Source organism: Vibrio sp. LB10LO1 (assembly GCF_010092875.1).
Taxonomy (GTDB): Bacteria; Pseudomonadota; Gammaproteobacteria; order Enterobacterales; family Vibrionaceae; genus Vibrio; species Vibrio campbellii.
Genome location: NZ_JAADJW010000046.1, coordinates 15550 through 34492 on the forward strand (window position 1 = coordinate 15550; position 18943 = coordinate 34492).

18 protein-coding genes and 1 pseudogene are annotated in these 18943 nt (G+C 48.5%); all 19 read left to right on the forward strand.

Translation table 11 applies throughout. The annotated features are described in order from the left end of the window. Positions 1 to 196: 196 nt before the first annotated feature. Positions 197 to 2206 (forward strand): flagellar hook-length control protein FliK, encoded by a 2010-nt coding sequence (locus GXP65_RS22535; protein WP_162093778.1) that lies wholly within the window; start codon positions 197 to 199, stop codon positions 2204 to 2206. 36 nt (positions 2207 to 2242) lie between these two features. Beyond that, the gene (gene fliL, locus GXP65_RS22540) at positions 2243 to 2743 is read left to right on the forward strand and encodes a flagellar basal body-associated protein FliL (protein WP_005433006.1); all 501 of its coding nucleotides are present in this window, start codon (positions 2243 to 2245) and stop codon (positions 2741 to 2743) included. Between the two features lie 7 nt (positions 2744 to 2750). Next, positions 2751 to 3797, forward strand: a complete 1047-nt coding sequence (gene fliM, locus GXP65_RS22545; RefSeq protein WP_005433073.1) for a flagellar motor switch protein FliM — start codon at positions 2751 to 2753, stop codon at positions 3795 to 3797. A gap of 98 nt (positions 3798 to 3895) precedes the next feature. Beyond that, complete coding sequence (gene fliN / locus GXP65_RS22550; RefSeq protein ID WP_005433003.1) at positions 3896 to 4306, forward strand: flagellar motor switch protein FliN; 411 nt, start codon at positions 3896 to 3898, stop codon at positions 4304 to 4306. Position 4307: 1 nt separating this feature from the next. Next, positions 4308 to 4721 carry a flagellar biosynthetic protein FliO gene (fliO, locus tag GXP65_RS22555; RefSeq protein WP_005531095.1) on the forward strand — a complete coding sequence of 138 codons (414 nt, stop codon included), beginning with the start codon at positions 4308 to 4310 and terminating at the stop codon, positions 4719 to 4721. After that, the gene (gene fliP, locus GXP65_RS22560) at positions 4708 to 5577 is read left to right on the forward strand and encodes a flagellar type III secretion system pore protein FliP (protein ID WP_050910331.1); all 870 of its coding nucleotides are present in this window, start codon (positions 4708 to 4710) and stop codon (positions 5575 to 5577) included. The genes fliO and fliP overlap by 14 nt, the downstream gene beginning before the upstream one ends. Before the next feature lie 27 nt (positions 5578 to 5604). Then, positions 5605 to 5874 (forward strand): flagellar biosynthesis protein FliQ, encoded by a 270-nt coding sequence (gene fliQ, locus GXP65_RS22565; protein WP_005433008.1) that lies wholly within the window; start codon positions 5605 to 5607, stop codon positions 5872 to 5874. A gap of 8 nt (positions 5875 to 5882) precedes the next feature. Then, complete coding sequence (fliR, locus tag GXP65_RS22570; protein WP_005433005.1) at positions 5883 to 6665, forward strand: flagellar biosynthetic protein FliR; 783 nt, start codon at positions 5883 to 5885, stop codon at positions 6663 to 6665. 9 nt (positions 6666 to 6674) lie between these two features. Next, a complete protein-coding gene (gene flhB, locus GXP65_RS22575) occupies positions 6675 to 7805 on the forward strand; it encodes a flagellar biosynthesis protein FlhB (RefSeq protein ID WP_005433060.1) in 1131 nt (376 codons plus the stop codon). Positions 7806 to 8044: 239 nt separating this feature from the next. Next, positions 8045 to 10144, forward strand: coding sequence for a flagellar biosynthesis protein FlhA (gene flhA / locus GXP65_RS22580; protein WP_162093779.1), 2100 nt, complete (start codon positions 8045 to 8047; stop codon positions 10142 to 10144). A gap of 27 nt (positions 10145 to 10171) precedes the next feature. Next, positions 10172 to 11683, forward strand: a complete 1512-nt coding sequence (gene flhF / locus GXP65_RS22585) for a flagellar biosynthesis protein FlhF (RefSeq protein ID WP_005531106.1) — start codon at positions 10172 to 10174, stop codon at positions 11681 to 11683. A gap of 14 nt (positions 11684 to 11697) precedes the next feature. After that, on the forward strand, positions 11698 to 12585 hold the full coding sequence (locus GXP65_RS22590) for a MinD/ParA family protein (RefSeq protein WP_005433167.1): 888 nt from the start codon (positions 11698 to 11700) through the stop codon (positions 12583 to 12585). Beyond that, on the forward strand, positions 12578 to 13312 hold the full coding sequence (locus tag GXP65_RS22595; protein WP_005433165.1) for an RNA polymerase sigma factor FliA: 735 nt from the start codon (positions 12578 to 12580) through the stop codon (positions 13310 to 13312). The genes GXP65_RS22590 and GXP65_RS22595 overlap by 8 nt, the downstream gene beginning before the upstream one ends. 45 nt (positions 13313 to 13357) lie before the next feature. After that, positions 13358 to 13726, forward strand: coding sequence for a chemotaxis response regulator CheY (gene cheY, locus GXP65_RS22600; RefSeq protein WP_017635949.1), 369 nt, complete (start codon positions 13358 to 13360; stop codon positions 13724 to 13726). A gap of 119 nt (positions 13727 to 13845) precedes the next feature. Beyond that, on the forward strand, positions 13846 to 14586 hold the full coding sequence (locus GXP65_RS22605) for a protein phosphatase CheZ (protein ID WP_005433162.1): 741 nt from the start codon (positions 13846 to 13848) through the stop codon (positions 14584 to 14586). Between the two features lie 9 nt (positions 14587 to 14595). Beyond that, a complete protein-coding gene (locus GXP65_RS22610; protein WP_162093780.1) occupies positions 14596 to 16836 on the forward strand; it encodes a chemotaxis protein CheA in 2241 nt (746 codons plus the stop codon). A 29-nt stretch (positions 16837 to 16865) separates the two neighbouring features. Then, the gene (locus GXP65_RS22615; protein WP_050912825.1) at positions 16866 to 17981 is read left to right on the forward strand and encodes a chemotaxis response regulator protein-glutamate methylesterase; all 1116 of its coding nucleotides are present in this window, start codon (positions 16866 to 16868) and stop codon (positions 17979 to 17981) included. Positions 17982 to 17989: 8 nt separating this feature from the next. After that, on the forward strand, positions 17990 to 18769 hold the full coding sequence (locus GXP65_RS22620; protein WP_162093781.1) for a ParA family protein: 780 nt from the start codon (positions 17990 to 17992) through the stop codon (positions 18767 to 18769). Continuing rightward, positions 18759 to 18943: pseudogene (locus GXP65_RS22625) on the forward strand (chemotaxis protein CheW); the annotation flags it as partial. The gene GXP65_RS22620 and the pseudogene GXP65_RS22625, both read left to right, overlap by 11 nt.

The window sequence follows — 18943 nt, forward strand, 5'->3', positions numbered from 1 at the left end:
AAGGCCTTTATGTCTGCTGCAAATTTGATCTTTGTTCCATCAGTATCCCTGATTCGTACCGTCAGAAAATCCACTCTGAGCGTTGGCGTGATTTTTGCAATTTAACCGTCAGTATCGGGTCTTTTGACCTAAGTTTGCCGCCCATGTGCAATCCGACAGCGACTTGCTCAACGCCGCCGATGACGAGAGTTTCTATATGAATGTGAATTTATCCAATGTTTCTGCAACCAATAAGGCATCGGCTTCCGATTCTTCAAATAAAGTTGATGCAGAAAACCCTGAAAGCAAAGGTTTTTTTGAAACCTTAGCCGGGGTATTCACTGATTCACAAAAAGCCGAAAAAGCGGTCGCAAAATCTGATGCACCAGACGCTGCTGCAGAAACCTCGGAGGAGGCTGGGAAAGTAGTATCCCAAAACTCAAAGGGTGAGAGCCAAGAAAAAGTTGCGCAAGATACAGGCGATGCGACCTCGACAGAATCAACCGATGAGTTGCTTGCTCAGGGAGAGGGGAAGCAAGCGAAGAGTAGTTCTGTTGAATCTTCAGAAAATGCCGCCTCTTCTAGCAATGTTAAGGCATCAAATTCATCAGACGACACAAGCCTAAGTGAAACGAAAGTGAGTAAAGCTGATGTCTCTGATCAAGCCTCCGATTCTCAAGTAAAAAATGCAATGGGAGAGGGACAGCAGTTATTGGGTCGCATAGAGCAAGCAAACCAAACGCTTAAGCCTAATGAGCAATTAGTTGATAGCGGCAAAGCATTGCCACCAGAGGCAGCCCAAACCCAAGGTGCCTCTCAACAAGCCAAAGACCATCTGGTTACTTCAGATCAACAAGCGGCATCAACCTTGGTGAAATCTGTCGAGCAAGGTGATGTTTTACCAATCCGTGCAGCAGAAAAAGTAGCATTGGATGGAAATGGTAAACCTATTGCAACAGCGGTAGAGGTTTCACCAAATGCACAAACAAGCAATGCGGCGCAGAGTACTGCGTCTACACAAATTGACTGGAATTCGCCAAGCTCTCAAGCCGCCCATAATGAAGCGATGGTAAATGCTACGACGCAAGCGGCGGTTAACGGTCAAGTTGTTACACAAGGCGCGCAGGTGTTAGCGGGGACTGAAGCGCTACAATCCGTATTGCCAACAGATGCACAGACAATGAACACCGAGGTTGCGGACGTACAGCGTATCTCACTGGATGAGCTGCAAGTCATCGACACTAAACTTGCTCAAGGAAAGCCACTGTCTCAGCAAGAACTTGATGTGATTGAAGGGCTAAAAACGGGTGAGTTGGTAGCTGATATTCCGGTACAAGAATTAGCGCAATTCGTAGCTTTACCAAGTGATGTCAAAGTTGCGATGGCGGAGCATCAAGCTGCTCATAACCAAACTCGTGTTGCCGCTTCAGCAGTGACGGCTCAACAAGCTCATCAGCTAGCCACACAGGACATGAAGCACGCTGCAGCTCAAGCGAGTGCGCAGGTAGCCGCATCCCCAAATGCTGACAAAGCCGCGTTATCTGCTATGCCAGAAGCGCTGGTGGCAGCGAATTTAAACCCAGCGGCGCAAGCGGCTTCTAGTGCAGAGCTGAGTAAGAAAGTGATGAATGCTGGCCTTGCTGCAGGCGCATTGAAAGGTGCAACGAATAAGCAAGATAAGCCTGACCCACAACATGGTTTAGCGGGACAAATTCAAGCGGCAGCAGGTCAACAAGGCGTGACGGCTCAGCAGCAAGCGCGTGTCGATGCTGCGCAGCAGGCACAGTTACCGTTGCAACTAACCAAAGAACTGGCCAATGACCAAGTGGCTGAGAAAGTACAAATGATGATGTCGAAGAACTTAAAGAACCTCGATATCCGTCTTGATCCACCAGAACTTGGTCGTATGCAGATCCGCATGACAATGAACAACGATCTTGCCAATGTTCATTTTACGGTGGCAAACCCACAAGCGCGTGACTTGATTGAACAAACGCTGCCTCGACTAAGAGAAATGTTGGCTCAACAAGGCATGCAATTGGCAGATTCTTCGGTTCAGCAACAGAGCAGTGGCCAGCAGCAAAGTGGTTATGCGAATGCGGAACAAAACGGTCAAGGCTCTCAAGGTCGTGGATTTTCTGGTCAGTCAGATGAAAACTTTGATGCCGACACGAATCTTGATTTGAATGTGGTTTCAAAGCGTGATGGAATTAGTTTTTACGCATAAAATAGCGGCCTAAAAACAGGACAATAAGAGACAGTAATGGCAGAAGAACAGCTACAAGGTGCGGATGCACCAAAAGGAAAAAGTAAGTTACTGATCATCATTATCGCAGTGGTGGTTTTGCTCCTCGGTGGTGGTGCAGCAGCCTTCTTTTTGATGGGGTCTGATGAACCTGCGCAAGCCGCACAAGCGGAGCAAACACAAGCGCAAACGGCAGCCGCGCCAATCGCGTATGTGAACATCGCACAACCGTTTATTTTTAACGTGACGGGTGACCGTCGTGACAGACTAGTACAAATCAAAGCCCAGCTGATGGTGCGCGGCAGTGAGAATGAGCAACTAGCTCGTTATCACTCTCCACTGATTGAAAGCTCACTGCTATCGACGTTTGCTTCTGCGACGGTAGAGCAACTGCGTTCACCAACCGGTCGTGTGGAATTGCGAGACCGTGCTTCTGATGACATCAAAGCGGCGTTGAACGCTGCGGTGGGTAAGCCAGTGATTGAAAAAGTACTGTTTACAGATTTTGTAATTCAATAGGTATAACGTGACCGATCTATTAAGCCAAGACGAGATTGATGCGCTACTGCACGGGGTTGACGACGTTGATGACGTTGATGAACCCATGGATGCCGGCGACGAGAGTGCCGTCAGTTTCGACTTCTCGTCTCAAGACAGGATTGTCCGTGGTCGGATGCCGACGCTCGAACTTATCAACGAGCGCTTTGCCCGACACATGCGAATCAGCCTGTTTAACATGTTGCGTAAAACCGCTGAGGTGTCGATTAACGGCGTACAAATGATGAAGTTTGGTGAATACCAAAATACCCTGTACGTACCGACAAGTTTGAACATGGTGCGCTTCCGTCCACTAAAAGGCACGGCGCTGATCACCATGGAAGCACGCTTAGTGTTTATTCTGGTAGAGAACTTCTTTGGTGGCGATGGTCGTTTCCACGCCAAAATTGAAGGTCGTGAATTTACCCCAACTGAGCGTCGCATTATCCAGCTTCTGCTGAAAATTGTTTTCGAAGACTACAAAGAAGCGTGGTCACCAGTAATGGGTGTGGAATTCGAGTATCTCGACTCCGAAGTAAACCCAAGCATGGCTAACATCGTGAGCCCAACCGAAGTGATCGTGGTGAGCTCATTCCACATTGAAGTCGATGGCGGCGGTGGTGATTTCCACGTGGTGATGCCTTACTCAATGGTGGAGCCGATCCGTGAATTGCTCGATGCGGGTGTTCAATCTGACAAGATGGAAACTGACGTCCGTTGGAGCTCGGCACTGCGTGAAGAGATCATGGATTGCCCAGTTAACTTCCGTGTGAATCTGCTAGAGAAGGACATCTCATTGCGTGATTTGATGGAGCTGCAACCAGGCGATGTCATCCCGATTGAAATGCCTGAGCACGCAACCATGTTCATCGAAGATTTACCGACTTACCGCGTGAAGATGGGTCGCTCCGAGGATAAAATGGCGGTACAAATCTCCGAAGAGATTGAACGCCCTCACGTTGTAAAAACCGATTTAGCGTTCTTGGGCAAAGACATCATGTCTGAACTTGAGCACGACGACGATAAAGACGATTAAAACCCTTACTCAATACTATCGCCTCGCTTCTGACTCTCAAACAAACGGTCATGAAGTAAAAAATAGGGCGCAAGTAAGGTTTAACACAGGACAGAAAAATGGAACCAAGTGACGATCAAAAGCTAGCAGACGAATGGGCAGCCGCTCTTGGCGAAGACCCGTCTGCACCTTCAATTGATGTTGATGAAGTATTGGCAGCGCCACTGGAAGAGTTGAAAGACACCTCTAGCCCAATCACGGATGATGAGCGTCGTAAGCTCGACACCATCATGGATATTCCAGTGACCATTTCGATGGAAGTGGGCCGTTCACAAATTAGCATCCGTAACCTGCTGCAGTTGAACCAAGGTTCGGTTGTCGAGCTTGACCGCCTTGCGGGTGAATCGCTCGACGTATTGGTGAACGGCACTTTGATTGCACACGGCGAAGTCGTGGTCGTCAACGATAAGTTTGGTATTCGTCTTACCGACGTGATCAGCCAAACTGAACGCATCAAAAAGCTACGTTAATATGAGCAGTTCAATCAAAACTCGATTGAAGCAAATCACAGGAGCACTTGGCTTAACGCTAAGTGCTCCTTATGCATTTGCTGCCGCGCCAAGTAATTTAGATTTGGCGACAACACTGGGCTCATTAGTGTTGGTTATTGGCGTGATTCTTCTGCTTGCTTGGATGTTGAAACGCATGCAAGTGCCAGCACTAGGTCAGCAAAAAGGGCTGCGCATTGTTAGTCAGCTACCCGTTGGTACCAAAGAACGAATTGCGGTCGTCCAAGTCGGTGAAGAGCAGTTTTTGGTGGGCATCACTAGCCAATCTATTCAAACGCTTGCCAAACTTGAAACGCCATTGAAAGAGGAAGAGTTGGCTTCCGGTGCTTTTGCTAGCCAGTTCAGCCAACTAATAAAAAAACATGACAAAGGATAACTCATTCCGCCTGATGCTCAGCACCTTTGTGTTGCTGATTGGCGTACTGTTTTCTTCGCTTTCGTTTGCTCAAGCAGAGGAATCGCCATTACCTTCTAACCTTGCACAAGGTGATAGTGTGACGGTTAAGGCGATGGAAAACGAGTCAGGCTCAAGTCGAAGTATGTCAGTGGGCAATGGTGGAGGGATTCCGGCCTTTACCATGACGACCAATGCCGACGGCAGCGAAGACTACTCGGTGACGCTGCAAATTCTTGCGTTGATGACCATGCTTGGCTTCTTGCCAGCGATGGTGATTTTGATGACCTCATTCACCCGTATCGTGGTGGTAATGTCCATCTTGCGACAGGCAATGGGTCTGCAACAAACGCCTTCGAACCAAGTCATCATTGGTATTGCGCTCTTTCTTACCTTCTTCGTGATGTCGCCGGTTCTGAATGAGATCAATGACAACGCGATTCAGCCTTATTTGAATGAGCAAGTGACGGCGCGCCAAGCGTTCGATGCTGCGCAAGTTCCGATGAAAGCCTTTATGCTTAAGCAGACACGAATCAAAGACCTAGAGACCTTTGTGAACATGTCTGGTGAGCAGGTAACGAACCCAGAAGATGTCTCTATGGCAGTGTTGATTCCGGCATTCATTACCTCTGAGCTCAAGACCGCGTTCCAAATCGGTTTCATGTTGTTCCTGCCGTTTTTGATCATCGACCTGGTTGTTGCCTCGGTGTTGATGGCGATGGGTATGATGATGCTTTCACCAATGATCGTATCGCTGCCATTTAAGCTGATGTTGTTTGTGCTAGTGGACGGTTGGAATCTGATATTGTCGACACTCGCCGGCAGTTTTGCCCTTTAGATTGGCACAGAGAGAAGAGGGTAAGACATGACTCCTGAAATGTTTGTCGAGCTTTTCCGTGATGCACTGTGGATGGTGCTGATCATGGTCTGTGCCATTATCATCCCAAGTTTGCTTATCGGTCTTGTCGTTGCCATTTTCCAAGCGGCAACCTCTATCAACGAACAAACGTTGAGTTTCTTACCACGTTTGATTGTCACTTTGTTGGCACTGATGCTGTTTGGCCACTGGATGACACAGATGTTGATGGAATACTTCTTTGGTTTGATTGAACGTCTGCCACAGGTGCTTTACTAGAGGCGCGTATGGAGTATCCGACCCATATCGTCCTCGACTGGATCGCAAACTATTTTTGGCCCTATACCCGCATCTCTGCCATGTTGATGGTGATGACGGTAACTGGGGCACGCTTCGTCTCGCCTCGAATTCGGCTCTATCTTGGTCTCGCGATTACTTTTGCGGTCGCGCCTGCGATTCCTGCCGTGCCTCAAGACATTGAATTACTCTCTTTCCGTGGTTTTATGACCATCGCAGAGCAAATCGTTATTGGCGTTGCGATGGGCATGGTGACCCAGTTTATGATTCAAACCTTTGTTCTACTTGGTCAGATCTTGGGTATGCAATCGAGCTTGGGTTTTGCCTCGATGGTGGACCCTGCGAACGGTCAAAACACGCCTTTGCTTGGTCAGCTGTTTATGTTTTTGGCGACCATGTTCTTCCTCGCTACCGACGGGCATTTAAAAATGCTGCAATTGGTGGTGTTCAGTTTTAAAACCTTGCCGATTGGGTCCGGCTCGCTCAATGCGGTCGACTTCCGTGAAATGGCAAGTTGGCTTGGCATCATGTTTAAGACGGCACTCAGTATGTCGTTGTCGGGCATTATCGCGCTGCTGACGATTAACTTGTCTTTCGGTGTAATGACACGTGCCGCACCACAGCTGAACATCTTCTCGCTTGGTTTTGCCTTCGCCTTGATGGTGGGCTTGTTACTTTGTTGGTACATCTTGGCTGGTTTGTACAGTCATTATGAATTGTTCTGGGCTGTGGGTGAGGAACAGATTTGTAACCTCATTCGCTTGGATTGCTAGGAGGCTGGATTGGCAGAGTCAGACGGTCAGGAACGCACCGAAGAAGCCACGCCCCGACGGTTACAACAAGCCAGAGAGAAGGGGCAGGTTGCTCGGTCTAAAGAGCTCGCATCGGCATCCGTGCTGATCGTGGGCGCTATCGCCTTGATGTGGTTTGGTGAGTCTTTGGCGCGCTCGTTGTTTTCAATTATGAGTCGCTTGTTTGACCTTACTCGTGATGAAATCTTCGATACCGCGAAGCTATTCGATATTGCCTTTGGAGCGATGACAGATCTGCTGTTCCCACTGTTCCTTATTCTTATCACTTTGTTTGTTGCCGCCATGATTGGTGCCGCGGGCGTTGGTGGTATTAGTTTTTCTGCCGAAGCGGCGATGCCAAAGCTTTCCAAGATGAACCCGCTTAGTGGTTTAAAGCGCATGGTAGGGATGCAGAGTTGGGTCGAGCTGATTAAATCAATTCTGAAAGTCGCATTGGTGACGGGGATGGCGATCTATCTGATCCAAGCGTCGCAAGCGGATTTGATTCAGCTAAGCATGGATGTGTACCCGCAAAATATCTTCCACGCTTTGGATATTTTGCTCAACTTCATTCTGCTGATCAGTTGCTCCTTGCTTATCGTCGTGGCGATCGATATTCCGTTCCAGATTTGGCAACATGCTGATCAGCTTAAAATGACCAAACAAGAGATCAAAGACGAATACAAAGAGACCGAAGGTAAGCCGGAGGTGAAAGGTCGTATTCGTATGTTGCAGCGAGAAGCGGCTCAACGTCGAATGATGGCCGATGTGCCGCAGGCCGACGTTATTATTACCAACCCGGAGCATTTTTCTGTTGCGTTGCGTTATAAGCAGAAAACCGATCGTGCTCCAGTGGTGATCGCCAAAGGTACCGACCATATGGCGATGAAGATCCGAGAAGTGGCACGTGAACACGACATTACCATTGTGCCAGCTCCGCCATTGGCACGTGCGCTTTACCACACCACAGAGTTAGAGCAGGAAATTCCAGACGGTTTATTTACTGCCGTGGCACAAGTGCTGGCGTTTGTGTTCCAACTTAAACAGTACCGTAAGCGTGGTGGGCAACGACCAAAAATTCAGGATTACGACTTACCAATCCCACCAGAACATCGTCACTAATGAAAATAATTGCATGGTGTGATTAGACAAAAATTCACATTAGATCAAAGGATTGTGATTTCTTTGAGCAACCAGTCATTATTTTGGCGTTAATCATGGTACACACATTGCTTATATCGTGCTAATCAACAACAATACCTAAACTTTTAGGCGAAAGCCGTCGCGTAATACTAGTTACATGTGTGTACTCACATGCTTCTTTTACGTGATGCTCCAGACCGATTGAGACACCTCGCAGTATGAAGTTAAGCCTGCCATTTGCAGATAAATTACCAAGAATTCCACAGCGTTCCATGCCCGCCATTGGTGCGCCTGTTATGGTATTGGCCACCCTTGCAATGGTGGTGCTACCTATACCTGCATTCCTGCTGGATTTATTCTTCACCTTTAACATCGCCTTAGCCATGGTGGTGTTGTTAGTGACCGTTTACACACGTCGTCCACTCGACTTTGCGGCGTTCCCAACCGTTCTGCTTATCGCGACGTTATTACGTTTGGCGCTGAACGTAGCGTCAACCCGTGTCGTACTTCTGTATGGTCATGAAGGGGGCAATGCGGCTGGTAACGTAATCGAAGCCTTCGGTAACGTTGTTATCGGTGGTAACTACGCCGTCGGTCTGGTGGTCTTCCTTATCTTGATGATCATTAACTTCATGGTTGTGACCAAAGGTGCGGGTCGTATTTCTGAGGTAAGTGCTCGCTTTACCTTGGATGCCTTGCCGGGTAAGCAGATGGCGATCGATGCGGACTTGAACGCTGGTTTGATTGACCAAGACCAAGCGCGTTTACGCCGTTTTGAAGTGACCAAAGAAGCGGACTTTTACGGCTCAATGGACGGTGCGTCTAAATTCGTAAAAGGTGATGCGATTGCGGGTATTTTAATCCTGTTCATCAACATCATTGGCGGTCTATCGATTGGTATGGCGCAATACGGTTTGGGCTTCTCTGAAGCAATGCAAATCTACACCTTGCTGACTATCGGTGACGGCTTGGTGGCACAAATTCCATCGCTGTTATTGTCTATCGCGGCTGCGATGATGGTAACGCGTCAAAATACTGATGAAGACATGGGCGAACAGCTGATTTTCCAGATGTTCGACAACCCGAAAGCCCTCATGATCACTGCAGCTATCCTTGGTGTGATGGGTATCGTACCGGGCATGCCTCATTTCTCGTTCTTGTCATTAGCTGCTGTGGCTGGTGGTGCAGCTTACTGGCTCGGCAAGAAGCAAAAACAAAAAGCCAAAGAACCCGCCTTACCCGCTAAAGCAGAAGATGGCAGTGAACCGATTTCTCAACGTGAGTTGTCGTGGGATGACGTGCAACCCGTCGATATCATCGGTCTAGAAGTAGGCTATCGCCTGATCCCATTGGTGGATCGTGACCAAGGTGGTGAGCTGCTTGAGCGCGTGAAGGGGGTGCGTAAAAAACTCTCTCAAGACTTCGGTTTTTTGATTCCTGCGGTGCATATCCGTGACAACCTAGAACTGACACCAAACAGCTATCGCATTACCTTGATGGGGGTAGCCGTGGGTGAGGCAGAAATCCGCCCAGATCAAGAGCTGGCGATTAACCCCGGTCAGGTTTACGGCATGATTGAAGGCGAGCCGACGATGGACCCTGCATTCGGTTTAGAAGCAGTTTGGATTCGTGAAGAGCAACGTGAACATGCTCAAGCATTAGGTTACACCGTGGTGGACTCATCGACTGTGCTTGCCACCCATTTGAGCCAACTATTGACCAACAACGCGTCACAATTGATTGGTCATGAAGAAGTACAGAACTTATTGGAAATGCTCGGTCGCAGTGCGCCTAAGCTGGTTGAGAACTTTGTTCCTGACCAACTTCAGCTTGGTGTGGTGGTGAAAGTGCTGCAGAACCTGCTCAATGAAGCGATTCCAATTCGTGATATTCGAACCATCGTACAAACCTTGGCGGAGTACTCGAGTAAGAGTCAAGAACCTGACATTTTAACTGCCGCAGTACGCATCAGTTTGAAACGCCTAATTGTTCAGGAAATCAATGGTATAGAGCCTGAACTACCAGTGATAACTCTGATTCCTGAACTGGAACAAATATTGCATCAAACAATGCAGGCTTCAGGCGGCGAATCTGCCGGTATTGAACCGGGATTGGCTGAGCGACTTCAGTCCTCCCTGAGCCAAGCGACACAAGAGCAAGAACTGAAAGGCGAGCCTGCGGTTCTGCTGACATCTGGCGTATTGCGTTCGACATTAGCGAAGTTCGTTAAGAACACAATACCTAACCTCCGAGTACTGTCTTACCAAGAAATACCGGACGAAAAGCAGATCAGAATTGTGCAAGCCGTGGGCAACTAACCCGCGCATCATTAATGGATTTATAGTTTGAAAATTAAACGATTTTTTGCCAAAGACATGAGAACGGCGCTGCTCCAAGTGAAAGAAGAGCTTGGTGCAGAAGCAGTGATCATGTCGAATAAGAAAGTGGCAGGCGGTGTAGAGATCGTAGCGGCAATCGATGGTGAGTCGAATGCAGCACCAACTTCGCAAGCACACTCTCTTCCTAATCGTGGCGCAGCTCAACCAAATCGTTATAGCGAACAACGTCAATTGCCGTCATCCGCAGCAGAGCGTTATCAAGATCGCCGTTTGGATGAAGACAGAATTAGCCTAAACGCAAACAGCGAAAAATCAGGCTCGATGACGCAACGTTTCGCCAACATGCTCAAGCAATACAGCGGCGGGGCAGCAGAATCCGATGACCATGTGGCAGAGAACGAAGACTCTTTGTCGGCATTGCTGCAGCGCCAAAATAAGCACCGTGAAAGCTATAACCAAGAGAAGCCAGCGCCCTATCAACCAGACTCGCCATTGGCGAAGCTGATTGCGCAAGATAACCGATTCGACCGCCCAACGCCTAAGTTGGATCCAACGCGCTATGACCGTCGTCGTCCATCGGATGAGCGAGAAGATTCAGAAAGTGAGCTGGAGAACATGCGCGAAGAGATGACGTCGATTCGTCGTCTGTTGGAGCATCAAGTGTCAGGCTTAATGTGGCAAGAGGTAGAGCGTCGTGAGCCATTGCGTGCGATGTTGATTAAGCGTTTGGAACGCATGGGTGTATCACCTGAGCTTGCAGACCAGATGGCTTGCTACATTCCAGAAGATACCAAACCGGCGCGAGCTTGGAAGGCACTGCTTTCTCTCGTGGCGGATCAAATCAGCATTCCAAAACAAGACATCCTCAAGCGTGGCGGTGTGGTTGCACTGCTGGGCCCAACGGGTGTTGGTAAAACGACCACGGTTGCAAAACTTGCAGCGCGTGCGGCGATGGAGTTTGGTGCCGACAATGTGGCCCTTGTGACAACCGACACATATCGCATAGGTGCACATGAGCAGCTCTCAATTTACGGAAGAATTATGGGTTGTCCCGTAAGAGTTGCTAAAGATTCTAACGAGTTAGCCGATGTTATATATCAGCTACGAAACAGAAGACTGATTTTGGTCGATACGGCAGGGATGGGGCAACGAGATGTAAGACTCTCTGAGCAGCTTGATACCCTAATGCAAGAGAGCGGAGAAGTGATTCACAGCTACCTTGTTTTGCCAGCTACCGCACAACGTCGTGTTCTACAAGAAACACTGGATCATTTCCGACGCATTCCGTTGTCGGGCTGTATTTTGACTAAGCTTGATGAATCGTTGAGTTTAGGTGAATTCATCAGCGTGGTGATTCAGAACGCGATGCCAGTGGCCTACATTGCCAATGGTCAGCGCGTGCCAGAAGACATTGTGATAGCACAACCAAAATACATGATTGCGAAAGCAAATGAACTGTTAGAGAAGTCGACAGAGAACGAACCTCACTTTTGGAACAGTGACAGCGAAGGACTCTAGGGCGGCGGACTACTATGACTGAGAATATGATACACGATCAAGCAAGCGGCCTCCGTCGCTTAACACAACCATCATTGACTAAAGTAATTGCTGTTACTGGCGGCAAAGGTGGCGTGGGTAAATCAAACGTAACACTGGGTCTGGCGATCTGTATGGCTCGCCAAGGCAAAAAGGTGATGGTTCTCGATGCTGACCTAGGTCTAGCCAATGTGGACGTTATGCTCGGAATCCGTTCAAAACGTAACCTAGGGCATGTCCTTGCGGGTGAATGTGAGCTAAAAGATGCGATTGTTGAAGGCCCTTATGGTATAAAGATAGTCCCTGCAACTTCTGGCACACAAAGCATGACCGAGCTGTCTCACGCTCAACATGCTGGACTCATCCGTGCATTTGGTAGCCTTGAAGAAGAAATGGACGTCCTGCTGATTGATACAGCAGCGGGCATTTCTGACATGGTGATTAGCTTTTCACGTGCAGCTCAAGATGTTGTGGTTGTTGTCTGCGATGAGCCGACTTCTATCACAGATGCCTACGCATTAATCAAGCTGTTGAGTAAAGAACACCAGGTTCAGCGCTTCAAAGTTGTTGCAAATATGGTCAGAAGCTACCGTGAAGGCAGAGAATTATTCGCAAAGTTGACACTAGTCACAGAGCGCTTCTTGAATGTCAGCCTTGAACTCGTAGCATGTATTCCATTGGATGACAAAGTACGTCAAGCCGTGAAAAGACAGAAGATTGTTGTGGATGCATTCCCTCGTTCTCCTGCGGCTTTAGCGATCAGCTCATTAGCGAACAAAGCTCTGACGTGGCCACTGCCAAAAACACCAAGTGGACACCTAGAGTTTTTTGTCGAAAGACTGTTAAATCGTACTGAATTCACAGAGGACCCTTTTGGTGAATAAAGCGATTACCTATGACCAACATGGCAAATTTAACAGCCAGCAGGCGTTCATTGAACGTTACTCGGTGTTGGTTAAGCGTATTGCTCATCACCTGTTAGGCCGTTTACCGCCGAGTGTTCAGGTAGAAGATTTAATTCAGGCCGGCATGATCGGCCTTATCGAAGCTCAGCAGAATTATGATGGTTCTAAAGGTGCGAGCTTTGAAACTTATGCAGGTATCCGAATTCGCGGTGCAATGTTAGATGACATTCGCAAAGGCGACTGGGTGCCTCGTTCTGTTCATAAGAACAATCGCGAAATTAACCAAGCGATCGCAGAGCTGGAAGGTGTACTAAATCGTGACCCATCGGACTCAGAAGTAGCAGCGCATCTTGGTATGACACTAGACCAATATCATAGTGCACTTACCGACATAAACTGTTCAAAACTGGTGGGAATTGAAGATTTAGGCGTCTCTGATGATGTGATTTCACCGGCTGATGAAACTGATGACAGCAACCCATTTAAGGGCGTTGCTGATGAATCGTTCAAAAAAGCACTGGTTGAATCAATAAAACAACTTCCAGAGCGTGAAGCGCTAGTACTTTCGCTTTATTATGACGAAGAACTCAATTTGAAAGAGATTGGCGACGTGTTGGGTGTAAGCGAATCTCGCGTAAGCCAAATACTGAGTCAAGCGATGCAACGTTTACGCACCAAGCTCAGTGCGTGGACACAAAATGACTAAACACACTGATTTTACGATTCAGTGGAGGCAATTTTGAATAAAAACATGAAGATCCTTATTGTTGATGATTTCTCAACAATGCGCCGTATTGTTAAAAACCTGCTTCGTGACTTGGGTTTCAATAACACTCAGGAAGCGGACGATGGTTTAACCGCATTACCTATGCTGAAAAAAGGTGACTTCGACTTTGTTGTAACTGACTGGAACATGCCAGGTATGCAGGGCATCGACTTGCTGAAACACATCCGTGCCGATGCAGAACTGAAGCACCTACCTGTTCTAATGATCACAGCGGAAGCAAAGCGTGAGCAGATCATCGAAGCAGCTCAAGCAGGCGTTAACGGTTACATCGTTAAGCCATTTACGGCTGCAACGCTAAAAGAAAAACTAGATAAAATCTTCGAACGTTTATAACTCTTTCTTTCTCTTTGTTAACCGAGTCATCACTCCTAATACTTAATACTAAAGGGTGGCTCGTTTGACGCTAAAAAAGCGAAAAGGAAGAACTAAACGTAAAAAAGGGTCTATTCAGGATGATCTCACTAGAGCAGGCGAAGTCGCTCGTTCAGATGCTAGAAAGCGGGGAACAAGATCAAGCCAATGCGCTTGTTGCCTCGATATATGAAAGCGATGGGAATCCGATGTTAAAAGAAATCGGAACATTAACCCGCGACCTTCATGATTCACTTAAGCACTTCAATATTGATCAACGCATGACAGAAATTGCCAGGGCGGAAATCCCTGATGCAAGAGACCGTCTGCAATACGTGATTGATAAAACTGAGTTAGCAGCAAATAAAACGATGGACGCGGTAGAGTGCTGTTTGCCTATCGCCGATAACCTGCATGAGTGCCTTCAACAAGTTCGCCCTCAGTGGAACGAACTCATGCACGGACGCATTGAATTAAGCGATTTTAAAGCGCTTTGCCATCGTATTGATGAGCTGTTGGTTCAGGTCGAAGGTGATAGCACTGAATTGCGCGGTCAGCTGACCGAAATTCTTATGGCACAAGACTTCCAAGACTTAACGGGTCAAATCATTCGTCGCGTGATCACGCTTGTCAATGAAGTGGAAGATCGCCTGGTTGAGATCTTGACCGTCTTTTCTGGCAATAAACCAGAAGAACAGACTCAAGTTTTGCCAGAACCGTCAGATAAAAAGATAAAACAATCAAGCGAAGCAGAAGGCCCAATTCTTAATCCTGAGCAAAGGGAAGATGCGGTCTCGTCGCAGGACGAAGTCGACGACTTGTTGTCCAGTCTTGGATTTTAAAGGTAACGTATGAGCTACGATTTAGACGAAGATATTCTTCAGGACTTTCTCATTGAGGCTGGAGAAATCCTAGAGCTGCTTTCTGAGCAGCTTGTTGAACTGGAAAACAATCCAGAAGACAAAGATCTCCTAAACGCGATTTTCCGCGGCTTCCACACAGTGAAAGGCGGTGCTGGTTTCCTATCATTAGCGGAGCTGGTAGATACCTGTCACGGTGCAGAGAACGTGTTCGACGTGTTGCGAAACGGTCAACGTTCAGTGACGCCAAGCCTGATGGACACCATGCTGAAAGCGCTTGATACGGTTAACCATCAATTCCAATCGGTACAAGATCGTGAACCTCTAGACGCGGCAGATCCTGCGTTGCTAGAAGAGCTTCACCGCCTATGCAAACCAGAGTCTGAAGATGAAGTGGTCGCTGCAGTTGAAGCGCCAGTCGTAACGCCAGAACCTGTTATTCCTGAGCCTGTCATCGAGCAACCAGCTGCGCCAGTTGAGTCTGCTCCTGCATCTTCAAGTGTTGGCTCTGTTGACGAAATCACTCAAGACGAATTTGAAAAGCTATTGGACGAGCTGCACGGTAAAGGTTCTGCTCCGGGTGCGTCTGCACCAGCGCCAGTAGCTCCAGCTGCGCCTGTTCAAGCAAGTGCGCCTGCAGCGGACAGCGGCGACATCACTGATGATGAATTTGAACGTCTATTGGATGAGCTGCACGGTGTGGGTAAGAGCCCATCAGCATCAGATGTTGCTCCAGTAGAGCCGCCTAAAGCGCCAGAGCCAGCTGCTCCAGCAATGTCAGCATCCACTGACGGCGATCTGATGACTGACGAAGAGTTTGAAAAGCTGCTCGACGAATTGCATGGTGCGGGTAAAGGTCCATCTATCGAAGAATTAGACTTTGCGACCAAACCAGCATCAGAAAATGTGGTACCTGAAGCGCCAAAACCGGCACCTCAGCCAGCTCCAGTAGGGGCTGCACCTTCTCCAGCACCTGCTCCGGCTCCTAAGCCAGAAGTAAAACCGCTTGCTGTGAAAGAAGAAGCAAAAGCACCTGCGGTTAAGAAGCCACAAGCGGAAGCAACGGTACGTGTTGATACTTCGACGCTAGACACCATCATGAACATGGTTGGTGAGCTTGTATTGGTGCGTAACCGTCTACTAAGCCTTGGTTTGAACAGCAACGACGAAGAAATGTCGAAAGCGGTAGCAAACCTAGACGTCGTGACTGCAGACCTTCAAGGTGCAGTGATGAAAACGCGCATGCAGCCAATCAAGAAAGTATTTGGCCGTTTCCCACGCGTTGTTCGCGACTTGGCGCGTAACCTAAATAAAGACATCGTGCTTGAAATGCGCGGTGAAGAGACCGACCTAGATAAAAACCTAGTAGAGGCGCTAGCGGATCCATTGATCCACTTGGTGCGCAACTCGGTTGACCACGGTATCGAAATGCCAGACGACCGCGCGAAAGCAGGTAAATCTCGTACTGGTAAAGTGATCCTGTCTGCATCACAAGAAGGTGATCATATCGAACTGGCTATCGTTGACGATGGCGGCGGTATGGACCCGAACAAACTTCGTGGCATCGCGGTAAAACGCGGCATGATGGACGAAGATGCGGCAGCGCGTCTATCAGACAAAGAATGTTTCAACCTGATCTTTGCACCAGGCTTCTCAAGTAAAGAGAAGATTTCTGATATCTCTGGTCGTGGTGTAGGTATGGACGTGGTTAAAACCGCGATCAACACCCTAAACGGCTCTATCGATATCGATTCAGAGCTGGGCAAGGGCACCAAGATCACCATCAAGGTTCCACTGACACTGGCAATTCTTCCAACACTGATGGTCGGCGTTGGCGGTCATCCGTTCGCTCTGCCATTGGCGTCGGTGAACGAGATTTTCCACTTAGATCTAAGCCGTACTAACGTGGTGGATGGTCAGTTGACGATCATCGTACGTGATAAGTCTATTCCACTGTTCTACCTACAAAATTGGTTGGCTTCTAAGTCTCCACGCGTACAAGAGCGTACAGGCCACGGCCATGTCGTTATTGTACAGATCGGCAGCCAACGTGTTGGTTTTGTTGTGGATACATTGATCGGCCAAGAAGAAGTGGTGATCAAGCCGCTAGACAACCTATTGCAAGGCACGCCAGGAATGGCAGGTGCGACGATCACCAGTGATGGCCACATCGCATTGATTCTTGATGTGCCAGACCTACTTAAGCAATACGCTGCAGCTTCGCGCATCTAAGCGAAGCTGGAGTCGATAAAAGGAATAAGATGGCGATTAAAGTACTAGTCGTTGATGATTCGAGTTTTTTCCGTCGTCGCGTAAGCGAAATCATCAACTCAGAATCGCGCCTAGAAGTGATTGACGTTGCGGTTAACGGCAGAGAAGCGGTTGAGAAAGCCAAAACTCTCAAACCTGACGTCATCACAATGGATATTGAAATGCCAGTCATGGACGGTATCACTGCCGTTCGTGAAATCATGGCTGCGTCTCCTACGCCAATCCTGATGTTTTCGTCCCTGACTCACGATGGGGCGAAAGCAACGCTTGACGCACTAGACGCTGGTGCGCTGGATTTCTTACCGAAAAAGTTCGAAGACATCGCTCGCAACCGTGATGAAGCGGTATCACTGCTTCAACAGCGAGTGATTCAAATTGCGTCTAAGCGCGCGTTTATGCGTCGTCCAATTGCGCGACCAGCGGCTGCTGCGACCAGTTCAACAGCGCGTCCTTTGGCTTCTCGCACTGCTACGCCGACTGCATCTGCGCCAAGTCGTCCGATGGCAGCGAAATTCCGTGCATCAGGTAAGAAGTATCAGCTAACAGCAATTGGTACGTCGACTGGCGGTCCTGTTGCGCTACAAAAAATTCTGACTCGTTTACCAGTTAACTATCCACATCCAATCGTGCTTATCCAACACATGCCTGCGACATTCACTGCGGCGTTTGCAAGTCGTCTAAATACGCTATGCAAAATCCAAGTGAAAGAAGCGCAAGATGGTGATGTGTTGCAAGCGGGTGTGGCCTATCTTGCCCCAGGCGGCAAACAGATGATGGTTGACGGTCGTGCAGGTGCTGCTCGTCTTCGTATTATCGATGGCGGCGACCGCATGAACTATAAACCATGTGTTGACGTGACCTTCGGCTCGGCAGCAAAAGTCTACGGCGACAAAGTTCTGTCGATGGTACTGACCGGCATGGGTGCTGATGGTCGTGAAGGTGCACGCATGCTGAAATCAGCAGGCTCTACCATTTGGGCGCAAGATGAAGAAAGCTGTGTGGTTTATGGCATGCCACAAGCGGTTGCGAAAGCAGGCATCTCTACTGAAGACTTACCACTCGATCGCATTGCTGAGCGCATGCTGGTGGAAGTGGGCTTAGCGTAGGAAAGATCATGATCGTTTGGAGTGTAGCTAACCAAAAAGGTGGGGTAGGGAAAACCACATCAACCGTGACATTGGCCGGTCTACTTAGCCAAAAAGGTCATCGTGTTTTGATGGTGGATACCGATCCGCACGCGTCGCTGACGACTTATCTTGGTTATGATCCGGATGCAGTAACATCAAGCTTGTTCGATCTTTTCCAACTCAAGACGTTTTCACGTGAGACGGTGAAACCGTTGATCTTAGAAACCGAGCTTGAAGGGATGGACATCATTCCCGCGCACATGTCGCTTGCTACGCTAGATCGCGTAATGGGCAACCGCAGTGGAATGGGTTTGATCTTGAAGCGCGCATTACAAGCTGTCGCTCAAGACTACGATTATGTCTTGATTGATTGTCCGCCGATTCTAGGTGTGATGATGGTTAACGCATTAGCAGCCAGTGACCGCATTTTGATTCCGGTTCAAACCGAATTTCTTGCAATGAAAGGTCTGGAGCGCATGATTCGCACCCTGACTATCATGCAAAAGTCTCGTCCGGGTGGCTTCAAAGTGACTATCGTTCCGACTATGTACGATAAGCGCACGAAAGCCTCGTTGCAGACACTGACTCAGCTTAAGAAAGACTACCCGGATCAGGTGTGGACTTCGGCAGTACCGATTGACACCAAATTCCGCGATGCGAGCTTGAAGCATTTGCCTGCATCGCATTTTGCTTCTGGCAGTCGTGGCGTGTTTGCTTACAAGCAACTGTTGATTTACTTGGAGAGGTTAGCGTTCGATGAGCAATAACGACGTACTTTCCAGTGAACAAGCACTTGATGATTACTTCAGTGCTTTGCTTGGCGAAGAGGTCGAAGTTATTGAGCAAGAAGAAGAGCTTGACTTGCTCGCTCAAGAACTATCATCTGCAGAGCCAGAGCCAGAGCCAGAGCCAGAGCCAGAGCCAGAGCCAGAGCCAGAGCC